This window comes from Streptomyces sp. NBC_01264 (genome assembly GCF_026340675.1).
Classification (GTDB): domain Bacteria; phylum Actinomycetota; class Actinomycetes; order Streptomycetales; family Streptomycetaceae; genus Streptomyces.
Window position 1 is genome coordinate 5,749,735 of sequence record NZ_JAPEOX010000001.1, and the last position, 18,804, is coordinate 5,768,538.

Consider the following 18,804-nt stretch of genomic DNA (forward strand, 5'->3'; position numbering starts at 1 on the left):
CGTGAAAAGCATGTCGAGACACGTCACCATCCGCCTGGAAGAAGAGTTCCACGAACGCCTGAAGGCGCGTGCGGCGGCCCTGGGCACGACGGTCACCGCGCTGATCACCGAAGTCACGGAACGCGAGCTCGACGAGGACCGGAAGGACTTCCTGTCCGGGATCGAGGAGTTCGCCGACCACTGGGGCTACTTCCAGGAGCGGTTCGGGCATTGAAGATCACCATGGAGTGGGCCTGGACAGCCCTGGCCCACCATCTCCCGTCCGATCCCGCCGTGTGGGATCCCTCCGGAGTGGCCGCCGCCGTGGCCCGGCACCAGAACGACCTCGTCCTGGTCCCCGAACAGCCCGCCCCGGACACCGCGTGGCGGGCCGCTGCGTTTCTGCACACCCTCGCGGTGTGCCCGGCGCTCGAATCCCCGATGAACGAGTTCTACGCCGCCGCCGCCACCCGCTCGTACCTGCGGGTCGCCGGGGCCAAGCAGCTGCCGTCGCCGGAGGAACTCGGCGATCTGGTGGAGGCCGCGAAGCTGGGGCACGCCGATGTCGCCGCGGTCGCGGAGGAACTGCGGTCCCGGATCCAGGAGCCGCTGTCGGCCTCGGTACGGGGCCTCGCGCAGGACACGTAGGAGCTCCGGCAGGACACGTAGGAGCTCCGGCAGGATCCGGGCGGATCCTGCCGGAGCTCCGAAGTGCTAGATCACTTGGCGGGCCGGGGCCCTAGAAGGTGATCTTCCAGCTGTTGATGTAGCCCACGTCCTGCGCCGCGGCGTCCTTGACCCGGAGGTTCCAGACCCCGTTGGCGACCTCCGAGGAGGCGTTGACCGTCACGGACTTGACGATGTTGTCCGCGCTGCCGCCGGTGCGGTTGTGCAGGTTGTACACGCTGCCGTCCGGGGCGACCAGGTCGACGACCAGGTCACCGCTGTAGGTGTGGACGATGTTCACGTCGACCTTGGTGGTGGCCGGCGCGTTGCCCGCGACGCCCGAGACCGTGATCGGCGAGTTCACCGCGGCGGCCGGGGAGTCCGGGATGTTGACGTCCGCCGTGTTCTCGAAGGACGGGCCCGGCGGGACCGGGGTGGCGAACCCGAGGTTCCAGATCGCGTAGGCGATGGCGTCGGAGTTGCGGTCCAGGGCGGTGTCGTTGATGTTCGCCGTGGTGTCGCAGGAGGAGTGGTAGCACCGGTCGAAGGCCTGACCGGAGGTGCCGCCCCACTTCGTCGCCTGGGCCGCCGTCTTGCTGTTGCTGGCGCCGGTGAACAGGCCGCCGACGGGGATGCCGACGTTCTTGAAGGACGCGTGGTCGGAGCGGCCGTCGCCCTCGGTCTCGATCTCGGTGGGGACGCCGAGGCCCGCGTAGTAGTTCTTGAAGGTCTGCTCGATCGTCGGGTCGTCGTCGTAGACGAAGTAGCCCGGGTTCGGCGAGCCGATCATGTCGAAGTTCAGGTAGCCGGAGAACTTCGCCCGCTCCGCCGTCGGCAGGTTGGTGACGTAGTACTTCGAGCCGACCAGGCCCAGCTCCTCCGCGCCCCACCAGCCGAAGCGCAGGTGCTTCGTGGGCGTGAGGCCGGCTCGGGAGACGGCGAGCGCGGTCTCCAGGACGGCCGCGCTGCCGGAGCCGTTGTCGTTGATGCCCGCGCCGGAGGACACCGAGTCGAGGTGCGCACCGGACATCAGGACCGAGTTGGGGTCGCCGCCCGGCCAGTCGGCGATCAGGTTGTAGCCGGTGGCGCCGCTGGAGGTGAAGGTCTGCAGCGTGGTCGTGAAACCGGCCGCGTCCAGCTTGGCCTTCACGTAGTCGATCGAGGCCTTGTAGCCGGCCTTGCCGTGGGCGCGATTGCCACCGTTGGCGGTGGCTATGGACTGCAGCTGCGTCAAGTGCGCCTTGACGTTGGCGAGCGGGATGTCGGGCGGCGTGGGCGCGGCGGCGACCGAGGTCGGCGTGGCGAGCGCGGCGGGGGCGGTGGCGGAGAGGAGGCCGGCGACCGCGAGGGCGGTCACGGCGGCCAGACGCCGGGAGACGGACAGGCTCATGTGGGGGCTCCGGGATTCCGTACTGGGGACGTGTGCGGAAACGTGCGGGGTGGAACAAGTGAGCAACGTGCGTCAGTGCGAGCCTGATGGTCAGTGAGGACATGACAGCCCGTCAAGACCTCAATCCGGTCACACCCGTTCGGAAGGCGGACGGAGCCGCCCGTGGGGCCGGTGCGGGAGCACACTGGGGGGATGAACGTGAACGAAGAGACCCGTGCGGCGGTCGTCGAGGCCCAGTGGACCGACCGGCGGCGGGTATGGGCGGACAGCCTGGAGCGTCGCGGACCCACGGTCTCGAGTCTCGGCACCCTCGCGGTGCTGGAGGCGGCCCACGAGGACCCGCTCCTGCGCCGGCTGTACCCGTACACGAGCCATGGCCACGTGCACTTCAGCAGCACGACCCGCTTCCCCTACGAGGAGGCGGTCCCCTTCGTGATCCCGCTGCCGGACGGGCGGTTCCGCGTCAGGCGGCGCGATCCCTCCGGGGAGGTCGGCGAGGCCGACACGGCCGGGGAGGCCGTGGCCCTGGTGGTCGCGCACGCACCGCCCCGCCTCCGGCTCGCCGCCACGGGGCTGCCGATGGAGGCGTAGGCGGCCCGGGTCCGGCGGACACGCGGACGGGCGCGTCCGAAGACGCGCCCGTCGGCGCCGCGAGCGGTGCTGCCGGTGCTACGCGCTCTCGCGCGCCGGGGTCGGGGCCGGGAGCGGCGCCGGGGCCGGCAGGGTCGCCGGCAGGCCGCCCTGGCGCAGGCCTTCCAGGCGCAGGGCGCGGGACCGGCGGGCGGTGCGCAGGGCGTCCCAGGTCAGGATCGAGAGGGCGAGCCACACCAGGGAGAAGCCGGCCCAGCGTGCGGGCGGCATGGCCTCGTGGAAGTACAGGACGCCGAGCCCGAACTGGAAGACCGGGGCCATGTACTGGAGCAGTCCGAGGGTGGACAGCGGGACCCGGATCGCGGCGGCGCCGAAGCAGATCAGCGGGATCGCGGTGACCAGCCCTGCCGAGGCCAGCAGGACGGCGTGGCCCGGACCCTGCGCGGTGAAGGTGGACTCGCCGCGCGAGCCGAGCCACAGCAGGTAGCCGAGGGCGGGCAGGAACATGATCACGGTCTCGGCGGTCAGCGATTCCAGGCCGCCCATGCCGAGCTGCTTCTTGATCAGCCCGTACACGGCGAAGGAGAAGGCCAGGATCAGAGAGATCCACGGCGGCCGCCCGTACCCGACGGCGAGGACCAGCACGGCCGCGACGGCGATCGCGACCGCGGCCCACTGCGTGCGGCGCAGGCGCTCGCCGAGCACCAGGACGCCGAGCGCGATGGTGACCAGGGGGTTGATGAAGTAGCCGAGGCTCGCCTCGACGACCGCGCCGTTGTTGACCGCCCAGATGTAGACGCCCCAGTTCACGGTGACCAGGGCGGCGGCCACCCCCGTGAGGGCGAGCTTGCGCGGCTGGCGCATCAGCTCGGAGACCCATCCCCAGCGGCGCAGGGCCATCAGGGCCACGCCGACCACGGCCAGGGACCACACCATGCGGTGGGCGAGGATCTCGATCGCCCCGGCGGGCTGGAGGAGCGGCCAGAAGAGGGGCACGATTCCCCACATCCCGTACGAGGCGAAGCCGTAGAGCAACCCCGTGCGCTGGTCGTTCTGTGCCTTCACGGGACCTCCAGAGCTACTTCAAGCCAACCTGACGACGGTAGCGCCGTATGTCCCGAAAGTCATTAGTGTCAGGCGAGATGCTCATGACACTTGGACGGCGTCTCGGCATCCGGGACGGGTCCGGGACGCGACGGAGCCCGGACCCTCGCTGCGGGTCCGGGCTCCGTCGTGGTGCGGCGGACGGCTCAGCCGACGACCGTCCAGGTGTCGTTCCCGCTCAGCAGCGCGCCCAGGTCGCCCTTGCCGCTGCGGTCCACGGCCGTGTCCAGCTGTTCGGCCATGAGCGTGTCGTAGACGGGCCGCCGCACGTTGCGGAAGACCCCGATGGGCGTCTGGTGCAGCGTGTCGGGGTCGGCCAGCCGGGACAGCGCGAACGCGTTGGTCGGGGAGGCCGAGGAGGCGTCGTGGACCAGGATCCGGGACTCGTTCTCGGGGGTCACGGTCACGACCTCCAGGTCGCCGGTGGCCTCGTTGCGCACGACGCCCTTGGCGTCCCCCACGCCGAAGCGGATCGGCTGCCCCTGCTCGAGGCGGATCACGGCCTCCTGGGCCTGCTCGTGGTCCTTGAGGACCTCGAAGGCGCCGTCGTTGAAGATGTTGCAGTTCTGGTAGATCTCCACCAGCGCCGTGCCCTCGTGGGCGGCCGCCGCGCGCAGCACCTCGGTGAGGTGCTTGCGGTCGGAGTCGACCGTACGGGCCACGAAGGAGGCCTCCGCGCCGATCGCGAGGGAGACCGGGTTGAAGGGCGCGTCGAGCGAGCCCATCGGGGTCGACTTGGTGATCTTGCCGACCTCGGAGGTGGGGGAGTACTGCCCCTTGGTCAGCCCGTAGATCCGGTTGTTGAACAGCAGGATCTTGAGGTTGACGTTCCGCCGCAGGGCGTGGATCAGGTGGTTTCCGCCGATGGAGAGCGCGTCCCCGTCACCGGTGACCACCCAGACCGACAGGTCGCGGCGCGAGGTGGCGAGCCCCGTGGCGATGGCCGGGGCGCGGCCGTGGATCGAGTGCATCCCGTACGTGTCCATGTAGTACGGGAAGCGCGAGGAGCAGCCGATGCCCGAGACGAAGACGATGTTCTCCTTCGCCAGCCCCAGCTCCGGCATGAAGCCCTGGACGGCGGCGAGGACCGCGTAGTCGCCGCAGCCGGGGCACCAGCGGACCTCCTGGTCCGACTTGAAGTCCTTCATCGACTGCTTGGCGGCCGCCTTGGGCACCAGCGAGAGCAGGGCGGGGCTGTCGGTCACCTCAGTCATTGATGGCCTCCTTGAGATGGTTGGCGAGCTGCTCGGCCTTGAACGGCATGCCGTTCACCTGGTTGTACGACGCCGCGTCGACCAGGTACTTCGCCCTCAGGAGGGTCGCGAGCTGCCCGAGGTTCATCTCCGGCACCACTACCTTGTCGTAACGCTTCAGGACCTCACCCAGATTCCTCGGGAACGGGTTGAGGTGGCGCAGATGGGCCTGCGCGATGGGGAGCCCGGCGAGCCGCAGCCGGCGTACGGCGGCCGTGATCGGCCCGTACGTCGAACCCCAGCCGATCACCAGGGTCCGCGCGCCGTCCGGGTCGTCGACCTCCAGGTCGGGGACCTGGATGCCGTCGATCTTGGCCTGGCGGGTGCGGACCATGAACTCGTGGTTGGCCGGGTCGTACGAGATGTTGCCCGTGCCGTCCTGCTTCTCGATGCCGCCGATCCGGTGCTCCAGCCCCGGCGTGCCCGGGACCGCCCAGGGGCGGGCCAGGGTCTGCGGATCGCGCTTGTACGGCCAGAAGACCTCGGTGCCGTCCGCGAGCTCGTGGTTGGGCCCGGCGGCGAACTGGACCTTGAGGTCCGGCAGGTCCGCCACGTCCGGGATCCGCCAGGGCTCGGAGCCGTTGGCGAGGTACCCGTCGGAGAGCAGGAACACCGGGGTCCGGTAGGTCAGCGCGATCCGGGCCGCGTCCAGCGCCGCGTCGAAGCAGTCCGCCGGCGTGCGCGGGGCCACGATCGGCACCGGGGCCTCGCCGTTGCGCCCGTACATGGCCTGGAGCAGGTCGGCCTGCTCCGTCTTGGTCGGCAGCCCGGTCGAGGGTCCGCCGCGCTGGATGTCCACGATCAGCAGCGGCAGCTCCAGGGAGACCGCGAGGCCGATCGTCTCGGACTTCAGGGCCACGCCGGGGCCGGAGGTGGTGGTCACGCCGAGCGCGCCGCCGAAGGCCGCGCCCAGCGCCGCGCCGATGCCGGCGATCTCGTCCTCGGCCTGGAAGGTGCGTACGCCGAAGTTCTTGTGCTTGCTCAGCTCGTGCAGGATGTCCGAGGCCGGGGTGATCGGGTACGAGCCCAGGTAGATCGGCAGATCGGCCTGCTGGCCCGCCGCGATCAGCCCGTAGGACAGCGCGAGGTTCCCGGAGATGTTGCGGTACGTGCCGGTCGGGAAGGCGCGGGTGGCCGGGGCCACCTCGTAGGAGACGGCGAAGTCCTCGGTGGTCTCGCCGAAGTTCCAGCCGGCCCGGAAGGCGGTGACGTTCGCCTCCGCGATCTGCGGCTTCTTCGCGAACTTCTGCCGCAGGAAGGTCTCGGTGCCCTCGGTGGGCCGGTGGTACATCCAGGACAGCAGCCCGAGCGCGAACATGTTCTTGCTGCGCTCGGCCTCCTTGCGGGAGAGCCCGAACTCCTTCAGCGCCTCGACCGTGAGGGTGGTCAGCGGCACCGGGTGGACGTTGTAGGCGTCCAGCGAGCCGTCCTCCAGCGGGGAGGCGTCGTAGCCGACCTTGGCCATCGGGCGCTTGGTGAACTCGTCGGTGTTGACGATGATCTCCGCGCCGCGCGGCACGTCCGCGATGTTCGCCTTCAGCGCCGCCGGATTCATCGCCACCAGGACGTTCGGGGCGTCGCCCGGCGTCAGGATGTCGTGGTCGGCGAAGTGCAGCTGGAAGGACGACACGCCGGGGAGGGTGCCGGCGGGCGCCCTGATCTCGGCCGGGAAGTTCGGCAGCGTCGAGAGGTCGTTGCCGAAGGAGGCGGTTTCCGAGGTGAAGCGGTCACCGGTGAGCTGCATGCCGTCACCGGAGTCACCCGCGAAGCGGATGATCACCCGATCGAGACGGCGCACTTCCTTCGTCACGGCGTCCCCGGCGGCTTCGGCGTGGCCGGGATGGCCGGCGGGCTCGCCGTTCGGGCCCGTGCCCGGGGACGTGCGCTGCTCGCCGACGACTGCGCCTTCGGCCCCGTCGGACTGTTCGGCTGGGCTACTGACCTGGCTGGTCACTGAACTGGACCTCCTTCGAGGCGTGAGCACTGCCCAAGTTCCACCCTACGACCGTAGGGATCGCTTCCCCGGGCTGCTCATTTTCTGGACCGCCCCTTCGGCGGTCTGTCCGAATCCGGCCTTACCTGACAGAGTGTCAGTTGATCAAGATCTTAGGTAGGTGAGAACGGCCAGCACGCGCCGGTGATCCCCGTCACTGGGTGACAGGCCCAGCTTCATGAAGATGTTGCTGACGTGCTTCTCGACCGCCCCGTCGCTCACCACCAGCTGTTTGGCCACCGCGGAATTGGTCCGCCCCTCGGCCATCAGCCCGAGCACCTCGCGCTCGCGCGGGGTCAGCCCCGCCAGCACGTCCTGCTTGCGGCTGCGTCCGAGCAGCTGCGCCACGACCTCCGGGTCCAGGGCGGTACCGCCCCGGGCCACGCGGACGACGGCGTCGAGGAACTCGCGCACATCGGCCACCCGGTCCTTCAGCAGGTACCCCACCCCGGTACTGGACCCGGCCAGCAGCTCGGTGGCGTACTGCTCCTCCACGTACTGGGACAGCACGAGCACACCTATCCCGGGGTGGTCGCGCCGCAGCCGTACGGCCGCCCGTACGCCCTCGTCGGTGTGCGTCGGCGGCATCCGCACATCGGCCACCACCACGTCCGGCAGCGCATTCTCCGCAGCCAGCTCCGCCACCGTCTTGATCAGGGCTTCCGCGTCCCCGACGCCTGCGACGACGTCATGCCCCCGGTCGGTCAGCAACCTGGTCAGGCCCTCACGCAGCAGCACTGAATCCTCGGCGATGACCACCCGCACCCTGTCTTCCACGACTTCGTTGCTCCCGCGTCCACTCAAGCCCCGTGTTCCCTGACTCAGCCAAGCATCCCAGTCTTGAGCCCGGATACAGCCGGAGCGCGATCAACGCGTACCCCCGGACCGGCTGTTTCCAGCCCCTGGAGGCCTCCCGGCGGCCGCGCCGCCGAAAGTCAGGTCCTTGGCCCCGCGGCGCGCCGGGGCGAACGGCACCCGCTCGGGGTCGGTCGGGGGCGGTCGGACGGCATGCGAAAGCACGGACACCCACCGGGGCGGGGTGTCCGTGCGGTCGCGCGGTCATCGATGGTGCTCACGATGGTGCTCACGAGGGTGCTCGTACGAGCGGTCGGCCGGAGCGGTCAGCCGGACTGGTCGGTCAGGTCGGGAGGCCTCAGACGGCACGCCAGGGAAGCTCCGCGGTGACGGTGGTCCCGCCACCGGCGGGGGAGTCCACGACCAGCACCCCGTCCACGGCGTCGAGCCGCTCGGCCAGCCCGGCCAGCCCCGAACCGGCGGGTCCGGAACCGGCCACGGCGCCGGCTGCTCCGCCCACTCCGCCCACGCCGTCGTCCTCGACCTGGATCAGCAGCCGGTCGCCGGACTTCCACACGTCGACCCCGGCGGTACGGGCCCTCGCGTGCTTGCTCACGTTCTGCAGCAGCTCCGACACCGTGAAGTACGCGATCCCCTCGATCGCCGCCGCCGGCCGCGAGGGCAGATCCACCGCCACCCGTACGGGCACCGCGCACCGGGAGGCCACCGAGGACAGCGCCGCGTCCAGCCCGCGGTCGGTCAGCACCGCCGGGTGGATGCCCCGGGCCAGGTCCCGCAGCTCCTGCAGGGCGATCTTCACTTCCCCGTGCGCCTCGTCCACCATCTGCGCGGCGGCCCGCGGGTCCTGCGTCAGCTTCTCCTTCGCCAGCCCCAGATCCATGGCCAGCGCCACCAGGCGGGCCTGCGCACCGTCGTGCAGATCGCGCTCGATGCGCCGCAGGTCCGCCGCCGCGGTGTCGACCATGACGCCCCGGTCGGACTCCAGTTCGCTCACCCGGTTCGCGAGCCGCGACGGTCCGAGCAGCCCGGACACGAGGACCCGGTCGACGGTGGTCAGGGCGCGCACCACCCAGGGGGTGGCGAGCGTGAGGGCGAGCCCGGTCGCGCAGGTCGCCGCGATGGCGAGCGGGGAGTCCAGATAGAAGGTGTAGGAGTCACCATTCTGGAAGAGCTGCAGCCCCGGCTGATCGGTGAACGCCGGGAAGACCCAGAACCAGAGCGGGTAGAGCAGCATGGCCCACCCGTAGGCCCAGAAGGTCAGGGCCACGCAGAAGGCGAACACCGCCCACGGGAAGTGGATCACCGAGTACAGCACGTGCCGCCAGGCGCTCCCGCTCTTGAGCAGTGCCCCCATCCGGGCGATCGCCCCGCCCTTCGCCGCCCGGATCGGAGCGGGCTCGGCGATGGCGTGGCCGAGCATTCCGCGCACCCGGGCCCGCTCCACGCGCCCGAACCCGCGGCACATGGCCAGCACCCCGGCCAGCACCGGGACTCCGAGGAAGGTGACGAGCAGCCCGGCGCCGAGGCTGACGCCGGTGATGGCGAGCGAGAAGTACAGGGTGCTGAGCGGCAGCCCGAGCATCAGGTACCCGAACTCCCGCCAGGTCCGCCCCGCGAAGGGAGCCCGAACCACCCTGCCGAACCCACTACCCCCGTGTACGCCGCTACCCATAACCCCGACCGCCCTTCCTCCACTGTGTCCCCCAACCCTCCCGCCCAGCCCCCCACCCCAACCATCCGGCAGGTCGGCCTCTCCCCCGGGGGGTTAACCCCACCCCAGGGAACTCCGCCCGAACGCAACAAGGGGGCCGAACCGCCCTGAGAGCGATCCGACCCCCACCAAATCCAGCCCCGCCGGAGGCCGGCCAAAATCCAGCCCCGCCGGCGTTTGAGGCGCGGGGGTCCGGGCAGAGCCCGGGGAACGGGCGAAGGGCGGGTAGGGGACTCGGCCCGCGCAGCGGCACGTGCGAGCCGGCGCCGGCCTACACGGCCCCGCGCAGCGGCACGTGCGGGCCGTCGCCGGCCGAAATCCCAGCCCCGCCGGCGCTTGAGGCGGAACGGGGCCCCGCCCGGGCCCTACCGGGCCACCCGCTCCCGCCACGGCAGCTCCGCCGTGACCACGGTCCCCGCCCCCTCGGGGGACTCGACCACCAGCACGCCGTCGACCGCGTCGAGCCGCTCACCCAGCCCCGCCAGCCCGGACCCGGCGGCCGAGTCCGCGCCGCCCCGCCCGTCGTCCGACACCCTGATCAGCAGCCGCCCGTCGGCGGAGCCACCCGTGCGCCACACCTCGACCTCCGCGCACCGCGCCCCCGGCCCCGCGTGCTTGCTCACGTTCTGCAGCAGCTCCGAGACCACGAAGTACGCGATCCCCTCGATCGCCTCCGCCGGCCGCGCCGGCAGATCCACCGACACCTTCACGGGAACCAGGCACCGCGAGGCCACCGAGGACAGCGCCGCGTCCAGCCCCCGGTCGGTCAGCACCGCCGGGTGGATCCCGCGCGCGAGGTCCCGCAGCTCCTGCAGGGCGATCTTCACTTCCCCGTGCGCCTCGTCGACCATCGCCGCCGCCCCCTCGGGGTCCTCCAGCAGCTTCTCCTTCGCCAGGCCCAGCCCCATCGCCAGCGCCACCAGCCGCGCCTGCGCCCCGTCGTGCAGGTCCCGTTCGATGCGCCGCAGGTCCGCCGCCGCCGTGTCGACCACGACACCCCGGTCGGACTCCAGCTCGGCGATGCGCCGCTCCAGCTCGTCGGAGGGCGACAGCAGGCCCCGTACCATCGCCCGGTCCACGTTCGCGAGCCCCCGGACCACCCACGGCAACACCGGCCACAGCACGAACAGCCCGGTCAGCGCCACCGTGAAGGTGGCGATCGCCCACGGCAGCCGGATCAGCTCGAACAGCACGGTCCGCCACGCCACCGGGTCCTTGAGGCTCGCCCAGAGCCAGGGGAAGAACCCGCCGGACCGGCCCGGCCCGGGCATCGGCGTCGGCTCGTCGACCCGTACGCCCAAGAGGTCGCGGGCCCGCGCCCGTTCCAGCCGTCCCAACTGGCGAGACAGGAACAGACCGCCTGCGAACAGCGGCAGACCGATCGCGGTCACCGACAGACCGCCCGCGGTCGCCACCATCACCACCGTGTAGACGAACCCGATGAGGGCGGCGGGCAAATTGCTCAGCAGGTAGGCGATTTCCTTCCACGTCACGGCACCGAAGGGTGCGCGTACGGGCGGAGGAACGCCGTCGTCGGGGGGGTGCTTGCTCGCGGTCATGCGCCTACCCTGCCAAGCCCGCGGCCCCTCGTGCCATGGGGTAGCCGGGCCGAGGTAAACGGGGGATAACCCCACCCCGTGGAGCCCAGGCCCTAGACTCCCGTCCGTACCAGATCAACCTGATCGTCGACAGTGGCCGAGGAACGAGGAACGGACGTGCCCGAACCAACGGTATCGACCGTATCCGTGCTCGCGGCGGACTACTTCCGGACGTATTCGGTCGTCGGCCTCCTGGCCGCGCTCGGTGTGCTCTTCGTGGCGGTGGCCTTCGGCGCCAACCGCCTGCTGAGCCCGGCCGTCCCGACCCGCGAGAAGCTGCTGACCTACGAGTGCGGCGTGGACCCGGTCGGCGAGGGCTGGGCGCACACCCAGGTCCGCTACTACGTCTACGCCTTCCTCTACGTCATCTTCGCCGTCGACTCGATCTTCCTCTTCCCCTGGGCGACGGTGTTCGCCGCCGCCGGTTACGGCGCCACGACGCTGGTGGAGATGTTCATCTTCCTCGGCTTCCTGGCCGTCGGCCTGCTCTACGCGTACAAGAAGGGCGTCCTCGAATGGCTGTGACCCCGGCCGGTACCCCGGCCACGGAGTCGGAGCCGCAGCTGCTCCCGGAGCCGAAGCGGCTGGGCGTCCTGTCCCGCCTCGCGCCCGAGCCCATGAAGGTGGTCCTCAACTGGGGCCGCCGCTACAGCCTGTGGGTCTTCAACTTCGGCCTCGCCTGCTGCGCGATCGAGTTCATCGCGGCCTCGATGGCCCGCCACGACTTCATCCGGCTCGGCGTCATCCCCTTCGCACCCGGCCCGCGCCAGGCGGACCTCATGATCGTCTCCGGCACGGTGACGGACAAGATGGCCCCGGCCGTCAAGCGGCTCTACGAGCAGATGCCCGAGCCCAAGTACGTCATCTCCTTCGGCGCCTGCTCCAACTGCGGCGGCCCGTACTGGGACTCGTACTCGGTGACCAAGGGCGTCGACCAGATCATCCCGGTCGACGTCTACGTCCCCGGCTGCCCGCCCCGCCCCGAGGCCCTCCTCCAGGGCATCCTCAAGCTCCAGGAGAAGATCGCCCGCGAATCGCTGGCGGAGCGCTACGCGAACACGCCCGCGCCGTCCCCGGCACAGCTCACGAGCGGCCTGATCACCCCGCCCCCCGCCCCCACCTCCACCCCTGCTCCCGGGACGGACGCGTGAACCTCTACGACTCCCTCCCCGACGCGGCGGGAACGGTCTTCGGCGAGGAAGCGGTCGGCTCCTTCGCGTACTCCGTCCTCACGGTCGACGTCCCCACCGCGAGCTGGATCCCCGCGCTGGAGATCGCCCGCGACAAGCTGGGCTGCACCTACTTCGACTGGCTGAGCGCGGTCGACGAGCCGGGCACCGGCTTCCGCATCTGCGCGCACGTCGTCTCCCTGGAGAACCACCGGGTACGCCGCCTCCTGCTGCGCACCACCGTCCCGCACTCGGCGCCCTCCCTGCCCTCGGCGGTCTCGATCTACGCCGGCGCGGAATGGCACGAGCGCGAGACCTGGGAGATGTTCGGGGTCGCGTTCACGGACCACCCGAACCTCGTCCCGCTCCTCCTCCCCGAGAACTTCGAGGGCCACCCGCTGCGCAAGGACTTCGTCCTCGCGGCGCGCGTGGCCAAGGCCTGGCCGGGCGCGAAGGAGCCGGGCGAGGCGCACGACCCGGACGCCCCGAAGCGCCGCCAGATGCTCCCGCCGGGCGTCCCGGACCCCAACGACTGGGGGCCCATGAAGGGCCAGCTCCCGCCGGCCCCCACCCGCCCCGCCCGCACCCCCCGCGCGGCGGCCGGCACCCCGGGCGACCGCCCGGCCCGCACCCCGCGCACCGCGGCGGGCGCCGCCGGCGACCGCCCGGCCCGCGAAGGCACCCCGCCCGAAGCCCTGAAGCCCCCGTCCGAGGAGACCCCGGCCCGCCCGGCCCGCCGCTCCCGCTCGGTCACGGACGGCTCGGCAAGCCAAACCGCAGCCCCGCCCTCCGGAACGACCCCGCCTTCGGCGGGCACCCCGGCGGCCCCGGCCTCCGGAGCGCCCCTGCCTTCGGCGGGCGCCTCGGCGGCTCCGGCGTCTGGAGCGACCCTGCCTTCGACGGGCACCCCGGGGGCCCCGGCGTCTGGAGCGACCCTGCCTTCGGCGGGCACCCCGGGTGCCCCGGCGTCTGGATCAACCCCGCCTTCGACGGGTGTCCCGGCGGCCCCGGCTTCCGGAGCGACCCCGCCCTCGGCGGGGGCCCCGGCAGCTCCGGCCGACGTGGCCCCAGGAGCCCCTGCGGCTTCGCCGGATGCCCCGCCTTTGGCGGAAGCCTCCGCGGCCTCGGCGCGCCCGGCCCGCCGCTCCCGCTCGGCCGCGGAAGGCTCCGCGAGCCAGGCGGAGTACCCGGCCGACCCGGCGGGCGCCCCGCAGCCGGACCCGGAAACGGGCGCAGCCCCTGCGCGCACGCCGCGCCGTACGCGCTCGGTCGCGGACGGCTCCGCGAGCCAGTCGGCCGCAACCCCGGCCGAAGCCGAGGGCACGCCCGCGGCGGAACCCCAGGCCCCCGCACGCCCGCTCCGCGGCAGCCCGGACGCCCCCTGGCACAACCCGAAGCCCGCCTTCGACACCTCGGCGACGGAACCGGCCGCTCCGGCCACCTCAGCCGACCAATCGGCTTCGGCCGCTCCCGCGACCCCGACCGACCCGGCGCCCCCGGCCCCTGCGGCGGCTCCGGCCAGGGCCGAACCGACCGCTCCGGTGCCCCCGGCACCTGCGGCGACTCCGGCGACGGCCGCTCCGACCGACCCGGCGCCCCCGGCCCCTGCGGCGGCTCCGGCCACGGCCGAACCGACCGCTCCGGTGCCCCCGGCACCTGCGGCGACTCCGGCGACGGCCGCTCCGGCCGTACCGGCGGACCAGGCCGCTTCGGCCGACGGCCCGGCGGGTTCCGCCGAGCCCGGGTCGGAGCAGGAGCCCGAGTCCGAGCCCGAGTCCGAGCCCGAGTACGGGTCCGAGCCCGAGTCCGAGCCCGAGTCCGGGTCCGGGCCCGAGCAGGAGCCCGGGTCCAAGTCCGGCCCCGAGACGGACCCCTCGGAGACGGACGCCACCCCCAACGACCCCAACGACCCCACCGGAGGCGCCGCGTGAACGACGTCCTCGACGTCGCCCTGCGGCTGATCGTCGTCTTCGCCGTCTTCCTCGTGCTCCCGCTCGTCGTCGGGCAGACCGAGCACAAGGTGATGGCCCACATGCAGGGCCGCCTCGGCCCCATGTACGCAGGCGGCTTCCACGGCTGGGCCCAGCTCGTCGCCGACGGAGTCAAGTTCGCGCAGAAGGAAGACATCGTCCCGGCCAACGCCGACCGCCGCGTCTTCCAGCTCGCCCCCGCCGTCGCACTCCTCCCGTACCTCCTCGTCCTCCTCGCCATCCCCATCGGCCCCGGCGAGGGCGCCGTCGGCCAGGTCATCGACGCCGGGCTCTTCTTCGCGCTCGCCGTCATGGGCATCGGCGTGCTCGGCTCGCTCATGGCCGGCTGGGCCTCCGCGAACAAGTTCTCCCTCCTCGGAGGCCTCCGCACCGCCGCCCAGCTGCTCGCCTACGAGCTCCCCATGCTGCTCGCGGCGGCCTCGGTCGCCATGGCCGCCGGCACGGTGTCGCTCCCCGGCATCGTCGGCGCCTTCGAGTGGTGGTGGCTGCCCTGGCAGATCGTCGGCGGGCTCGTCTTCTTCACCGCCGGCCTCGCCGAACTCCAGCGGCCCCCCTTCGACATGCCCGTCGCCGACTCCGAGATCATCTTCGGCGCGTACACCGAGTACACCGGCCTGCGCTTCGCCCTGTTCCTGCTCGCCGAGTACGCCGGCATCGTCGTCCTGTGCGCCCTGACCACCGTCCTCTTCCTGGGCGGCTGGCACGGCCCCTTCGGCGGCGACGGCTTCGGCTGGGTCTGGACCCTGCTCAAGATCGCCGCGCTCTCCTTCGTGGTGATCTGGCTCCGCGTGAGCTACCCCCGACTGCGCGAGGACCAGCTGCAGAAGCTCGCCTGGACCGTACTCATCCCGCTCGCGCTCGCCCAGATCGCGCTCACCGGCATCGTGAAGGTGGCGATCCAGTAAATGCCTCCCATCCCCGGCTCCGGCCTCGCCAAGGGCCTGGCCGTCACGCTGCGCACGATGACGAAGCGCTCGCACACCGCTCAGTACCCCGAGGTACAGCCCGAACTCTCGCCGCGCTCGCGCGGGGTCATCGGCCTGTTCGAGGAGAACTGCACGGTCTGCATGCTGTGCGCGCGCGAGTGCCCCGACTGGTGCATCTACATCGACTCCCACAAGGAGACGGTGCCGGCCGCCGTACCCGGTGGCCGTGAGCGCAGCCGCAACGTCCTCGACCGCTTCGCCATCGACTTCTCCCTCTGCATGTACTGCGGCATCTGCATCGAGGTGTGCCCCTTCGACGCACTGTTCTGGTCGCCGGAGTTCGAGTACGCCGAGACCGACATCCACGAACTGACCCACGAGCGCGACAAGCTGCGCGAGTGGATGTGGACCGTCCCGGCCCCGCCCGCCCTGGACCCGGCCGCCGAGGAGCCCAAGGAGATCGCGGCCGCCCGCAAGGCCGTGGAGAAGGCGGAGGCCGCAGCCGCGGCAGCCGCCGCCGCAGCAGCCGCAGAGGCGAACCCCGACACCACCGCCCCGGACTCGCCCCCGGCCCCGGAAGGAGACGCGTGATCACCGCAGCCGCCCAAGGCAACGGCTTCCTCTCCCCGACCGGCGTCGAGATCGCCTTCGTCCTCGTCGGCCTCGCCACCCTCGGCGCGGCCGCCGTCACGGTCACCACCAAGCAGCTCGTGCACGCCGCCCTGTGGCTGGTCGTCGCCCTCGGCGGGATCGCCGTCGAGTACCTGCTGCTGACCGCCGAGTTCATCGCCTGGGTCCAGGTCCTGATCTACCTCGGTTCCGTGGTCGTCCTCCTCCTCTTCGGTCTGATGCTCACCAAGGCCCCGATCGGCCGCTCACCGGACGCCGACTCCGGCAACCGCCCGGTCGCGCTCGGCGTCGCCCTCGTCGCGGCCGCCGCGCTCGTCTGGGTGGTCGTCGACGCCTTCCGCACGACCTGGATCGACCTCGACGGCCCCGCCCAGGGCTCCACCAAGGTCTCCGGGGAAATCCTCTTCCGCCACTGGGTGCTGCCCTTCGAGGCGCTCTCCGTCCTCCTCCTCGCGGCCCTGATCGGCGCCATCGTGCTGTCCCGCAAGGACACCCCCGACACCGCGCCGCCCGCCACCGACAAGAAGGGGCAGCGCTGATGCACCTCGCCTACCCCGCCGTGCTGGCGGCGCTCCTCTTCTGCACGGGCCTGTACGGAGTGCTCGCCCGCCGCAACGCCATCCTGGTCCTGATGTCCGTCGAGCTGATGCTCAACGCCGTCAACCTCAACCTGGTGGCCTTCGACGTCTGGCTGCGCGACAGCCTGCACGCCGGCCAGGCCCTGACCCTCTTCACCATCGCCATCGCCGCCGCCGAGATCGGCATCGGCCTCGCGATCGTGCTGATGGTCTACCGCAACCGGGGCACCGCGGACGTCGACCGCCTGCGCGACACCGCCGAGGGCCACGAGCCGGACGGCTTTGCCTCCGACAGTGCGCACAGCGCGAACCCTGCGACCGGAGCCGCCGCGTGAGCACCCCGACCCTCGCCGTACTGGTCCCCCTCCTGCCCTTCCTGGGCGCGCTGACGGGACTGCTGTTCGGCCGCACCGCCCCCGGCTTCGTCAAGCCGCTCGCCGTCCTGCCGACGCTGGCCGCCGCCGTCCTCGCGGTCCTGGTCGCCTTCCGCCAGGGCGGCGGCAAGGCGATCGACACGGCGACCGAGCTGACCCCGACCGGCTCGGTACCCATCGAGCTCTCGCTCCACCTGGACGGTTTCGCCGTCATGGTGGCCGTCCTCGTCGGCCTCGTCGCCACCTGTGTGCAGATCTACTCGACGGCGTACCTGCGCGAGGACCCGCGCTACCCGTCCTACGCCGCTCTGGTCTCACTGTTCACCTCCGCCATGCTGCTCGTCGTCTACTCCGGCGACCTGATGGTGCTGTTGGTCGGCTGGGAGGTCATGGGCATCTGCTCGTACTTCCTGGTCGGCCACTACTGGGAGACCGAGGCGGCCCGATCCGCCTCCCTGAAGGCCTTCCTCGTCACCAAGCTGGGCGACGTCCCCTTCCTCATCGGTCTGTTCGCGCTCGCCACCGACGCCGGGTCCTTCCGGATCACCAAGATCCTGGGCACCGTCGCCGCGGGCGGACTCGACCACCCGACGCTGATCGCGCTCCTCCTGCTCGCCGGAGTCGCGGGCAAGTCCGCGCAGTTCCCGCTGCACACCTGGCTCCCGGACGCCATGGCGGGCCCCACCCCGGTCTCCGCACTGATCCACGCCGCGACGATGGTCGCCGCCGGCGTCTACTTCGTCGCCCGCCTCCTCCCCGTCTTCGCGGCTTCCCGGGCCGCGCTGGTGGTCCTGGCCGTCATGGCGGCCGTCACGATGGTCGGCTCCGCCCTCGCCGCCCTGGCCCAGGACGACATCAAGCGGGTGCTCGCCTACTCCACGATCGGCCAGCTCGGCTACATGACCGGGGCCCTGGCCGTCGGCGACCGCGCGGCCGCCGTCTTCCACCTCCTGTCGCACGGCGCCTTCAAGGCGCTCCTGTTCCTCGGCGCCGGCGTGATCATCCACGCCGCGGGGACGAACTCCCTGGCCGCCATGTCCCGCATGGACGGCCTGGCCAAGCGCATCCCCGACGCCTTCTGGACGATGACGATCGCGCTGCTCGCGCTCGCCGCCTTCCCGCCCTTCGCCGGCTTCTTCTCCAAGGAAGCCGTCCTCGTCGCCGCCGAGCACACCGCCGGCGGCCACTCGGAGTTGGCCCCGAGCGCGGCCGGCTGGGTGGTCCTCGTCGCGGGTGTGCTGACCGCCCTGCTCACCGCCGCCTACGCCACCCGGCTGTGGCTGATGGCCTTCCGAGGCCGGGGAACCGCCGCCCCCGACCACGGCAAGGAGCCCGTCGCCATGACCGGCGTGCTGTGGCTGCTGGCCGTCCCGTCCGTGGGCTTCGGCCTGCTGGCCGGACCCCTCTCCGACTTCTTCGACGGCCGCGAGCTCACCCCGTCGCTGACCACCTCGGTCCTCGGCACGGGCGCCGCCGCAGTCGGCGCCGTGCTCACCTACGCCCTGTGGCAGCGCGCCCAGGCCCAGGCCGCCCGGCCCGGGGCCGCCCCGGCTGCCGCCGCCGGAGTCGGCACCCGCACCGCCGGAGCGCCCGCCACCACCGCGGTGTCCGCGGCCGTCGCCGCCGCCGAATCCGCCGCCGAGAGCCCGGAAGTCGCCGAGGTCACCCACGATCACCCGGTCGTTTCCACGGCCCCCGCCGCCGACCCCGGCCGCGCGCTGCTCGGCCCGCTGCACCGGCACGCCGCCGTCGGCTTCCACCTCGACGCCGTCTACGACCGCCTGTTCGTCCGCCCCGTCCGAGCCGCCGCAGCCCTCGTACGCTTCCTCGACCGCGAGGTCGTGGATTCGTACGTCCGTGGCGCGGGCCTCGGCCCCCGGCTGCTCGGCGGCCTCGTCCGCCGCGCCCAGACCGGCAACGTGCAGAGCTACCTGAGCGCCCTGCTCGCCGGCGCCGTGGTCCTGGCGATCGCCACCGCCGTCCTCGCCAACGTCAACGCCGGATCGTGAGCCGTGAGTCAGCCGTGATTGATATC

17 protein-coding genes and 1 pseudogene are annotated in these 18,804 nt (G+C 72.0%); 11 read left to right on the forward strand and 7 right to left on the reverse strand.

Annotation, left to right across the window (positions count from 1 at the left end; all coding sequences use genetic code 11):
* Nucleotides 1-10 precede the first annotated feature (10 nt).
* The gene (locus tag OG435_RS26975) at nucleotides 11-214 is read left to right on the forward strand and encodes a ribbon-helix-helix domain-containing protein (RefSeq protein ID WP_266880549.1); all 204 of its coding nucleotides are present in this window, start codon (nucleotides 11-13) and stop codon (nucleotides 212-214) included.
* A complete protein-coding gene (locus OG435_RS26980; RefSeq protein WP_266880551.1) occupies nucleotides 211-627 on the forward strand; it encodes a hypothetical protein in 417 nt (138 codons plus the stop codon). Before OG435_RS26975 ends, OG435_RS26980 begins: the two co-directional genes overlap by 4 nt.
* 91 nt (nucleotides 628-718) lie before the next feature.
* Here OG435_RS26980 and OG435_RS26985 read toward each other — a convergent pair whose 3' ends face one another.
* Complete coding sequence (locus tag OG435_RS26985) at nucleotides 719-2,035, reverse strand: M28 family metallopeptidase (protein WP_266880553.1); 1,317 nt, start codon at nucleotides 2,033-2,035, stop codon at nucleotides 719-721.
* Between the two features lie 192 nt (nucleotides 2,036-2,227).
* On the opposite strand from OG435_RS26985, the gene OG435_RS26990 reads away from it, so the two are divergent.
* Nucleotides 2,228-2,626, forward strand: coding sequence for a DUF6193 family natural product biosynthesis protein (locus tag OG435_RS26990; RefSeq protein WP_266880555.1), 399 nt, complete (start codon nucleotides 2,228-2,230; stop codon nucleotides 2,624-2,626).
* Between the two features lie 78 nt (nucleotides 2,627-2,704).
* Here the strand turns inward: OG435_RS26990 and rarD are convergent, their stop codons facing one another.
* The 6 genes from rarD to OG435_RS27020 all read right to left on the reverse strand — a co-directional run bounded on the left by rarD (nucleotide 2,705) and on the right by OG435_RS27020 (nucleotide 11,062).
* Nucleotides 2,705-3,691: an EamA family transporter RarD gene (rarD, locus tag OG435_RS26995; RefSeq protein ID WP_266880557.1), complete on the reverse strand. Its 987-nt coding sequence runs from the start codon at nucleotides 3,689-3,691 to the stop codon at nucleotides 2,705-2,707.
* A 185-nt stretch (nucleotides 3,692-3,876) separates the two neighbouring features.
* Complete coding sequence (locus OG435_RS27000) at nucleotides 3,877-4,944, reverse strand: 2-oxoacid:ferredoxin oxidoreductase subunit beta (protein WP_266880559.1); 1,068 nt, start codon at nucleotides 4,942-4,944, stop codon at nucleotides 3,877-3,879.
* Nucleotides 4,937-6,937, reverse strand: a complete 2,001-nt coding sequence (locus tag OG435_RS27005) for a 2-oxoacid:acceptor oxidoreductase subunit alpha (protein WP_266880561.1) — start codon at nucleotides 6,935-6,937, stop codon at nucleotides 4,937-4,939. The genes OG435_RS27000 and OG435_RS27005 overlap by 8 nt, the downstream gene beginning before the upstream one ends.
* Nucleotides 6,938-7,081: 144 nt before the next feature.
* The gene (locus tag OG435_RS27010; protein ID WP_308313410.1) at nucleotides 7,082-7,741 is read right to left on the reverse strand and encodes a response regulator transcription factor; all 660 of its coding nucleotides are present in this window, start codon (nucleotides 7,739-7,741) and stop codon (nucleotides 7,082-7,084) included.
* A gap of 388 nt (nucleotides 7,742-8,129) precedes the next feature.
* Entirely contained in the window at nucleotides 8,130-9,464 is a 1,335-nt protein-coding gene (locus tag OG435_RS27015) for a sensor histidine kinase (RefSeq protein ID WP_266880566.1), read from the reverse strand.
* 404 nt (nucleotides 9,465-9,868) lie between these two features.
* Nucleotides 9,869-11,062, reverse strand: a complete 1,194-nt coding sequence (locus OG435_RS27020) for a sensor histidine kinase (protein WP_266880568.1) — start codon at nucleotides 11,060-11,062, stop codon at nucleotides 9,869-9,871.
* Nucleotides 11,063-11,218: 156 nt separating this feature from the next.
* Here OG435_RS27020 and OG435_RS27025 point away from each other — a divergent pair, with 156 nt between their 5' ends.
* The 8 genes and pseudogenes from OG435_RS27025 (at nucleotide 11,219) to OG435_RS27060 (ending at nucleotide 18,778) form a co-directional block, all read left to right on the forward strand.
* Nucleotides 11,219-11,626 (forward strand): NADH-quinone oxidoreductase subunit A, encoded by a 408-nt coding sequence (locus OG435_RS27025; protein ID WP_266880570.1) that lies wholly within the window; start codon nucleotides 11,219-11,221, stop codon nucleotides 11,624-11,626.
* The gene (locus OG435_RS27030) at nucleotides 11,617-12,252 is read left to right on the forward strand and encodes an NADH-quinone oxidoreductase subunit B (RefSeq protein ID WP_266880572.1); all 636 of its coding nucleotides are present in this window, start codon (nucleotides 11,617-11,619) and stop codon (nucleotides 12,250-12,252) included. Before OG435_RS27025 ends, OG435_RS27030 begins: the two co-directional genes overlap by 10 nt.
* A pseudogene (locus OG435_RS50745) lies at nucleotides 12,249-12,935 on the forward strand (NADH-quinone oxidoreductase subunit C); the annotation flags it as partial. The gene OG435_RS27030 and the pseudogene OG435_RS50745, both read left to right, overlap by 4 nt.
* A 1,262-nt stretch (nucleotides 12,936-14,197) precedes the next feature.
* Complete coding sequence (locus OG435_RS27040) at nucleotides 14,198-15,166, forward strand: complex I subunit 1/NuoH family protein (RefSeq protein ID WP_266880574.1); 969 nt, start codon at nucleotides 14,198-14,200, stop codon at nucleotides 15,164-15,166.
* A complete protein-coding gene (locus OG435_RS27045; protein ID WP_266880576.1) occupies nucleotides 15,167-15,778 on the forward strand; it encodes a NuoI/complex I 23 kDa subunit family protein in 612 nt (203 codons plus the stop codon).
* Nucleotides 15,775-16,356 (forward strand): NADH-quinone oxidoreductase subunit J family protein, encoded by a 582-nt coding sequence (locus tag OG435_RS27050; protein WP_266880577.1) that lies wholly within the window; start codon nucleotides 15,775-15,777, stop codon nucleotides 16,354-16,356. Before OG435_RS27045 ends, OG435_RS27050 begins: the two co-directional genes overlap by 4 nt.
* Nucleotides 16,356-16,730, forward strand: a complete 375-nt coding sequence (nuoK, locus tag OG435_RS27055; protein ID WP_266880578.1) for an NADH-quinone oxidoreductase subunit NuoK — start codon at nucleotides 16,356-16,358, stop codon at nucleotides 16,728-16,730. The genes OG435_RS27050 and nuoK overlap by 1 nt, the downstream gene beginning before the upstream one ends.
* Nucleotides 16,727-18,778, forward strand: a complete 2,052-nt coding sequence (locus OG435_RS27060) for an NADH-quinone oxidoreductase subunit 5 family protein (protein ID WP_266880579.1) — start codon at nucleotides 16,727-16,729, stop codon at nucleotides 18,776-18,778. Before nuoK ends, OG435_RS27060 begins: the two co-directional genes overlap by 4 nt.
* Nucleotides 18,779-18,804: the final 26 nt, after the last annotated feature.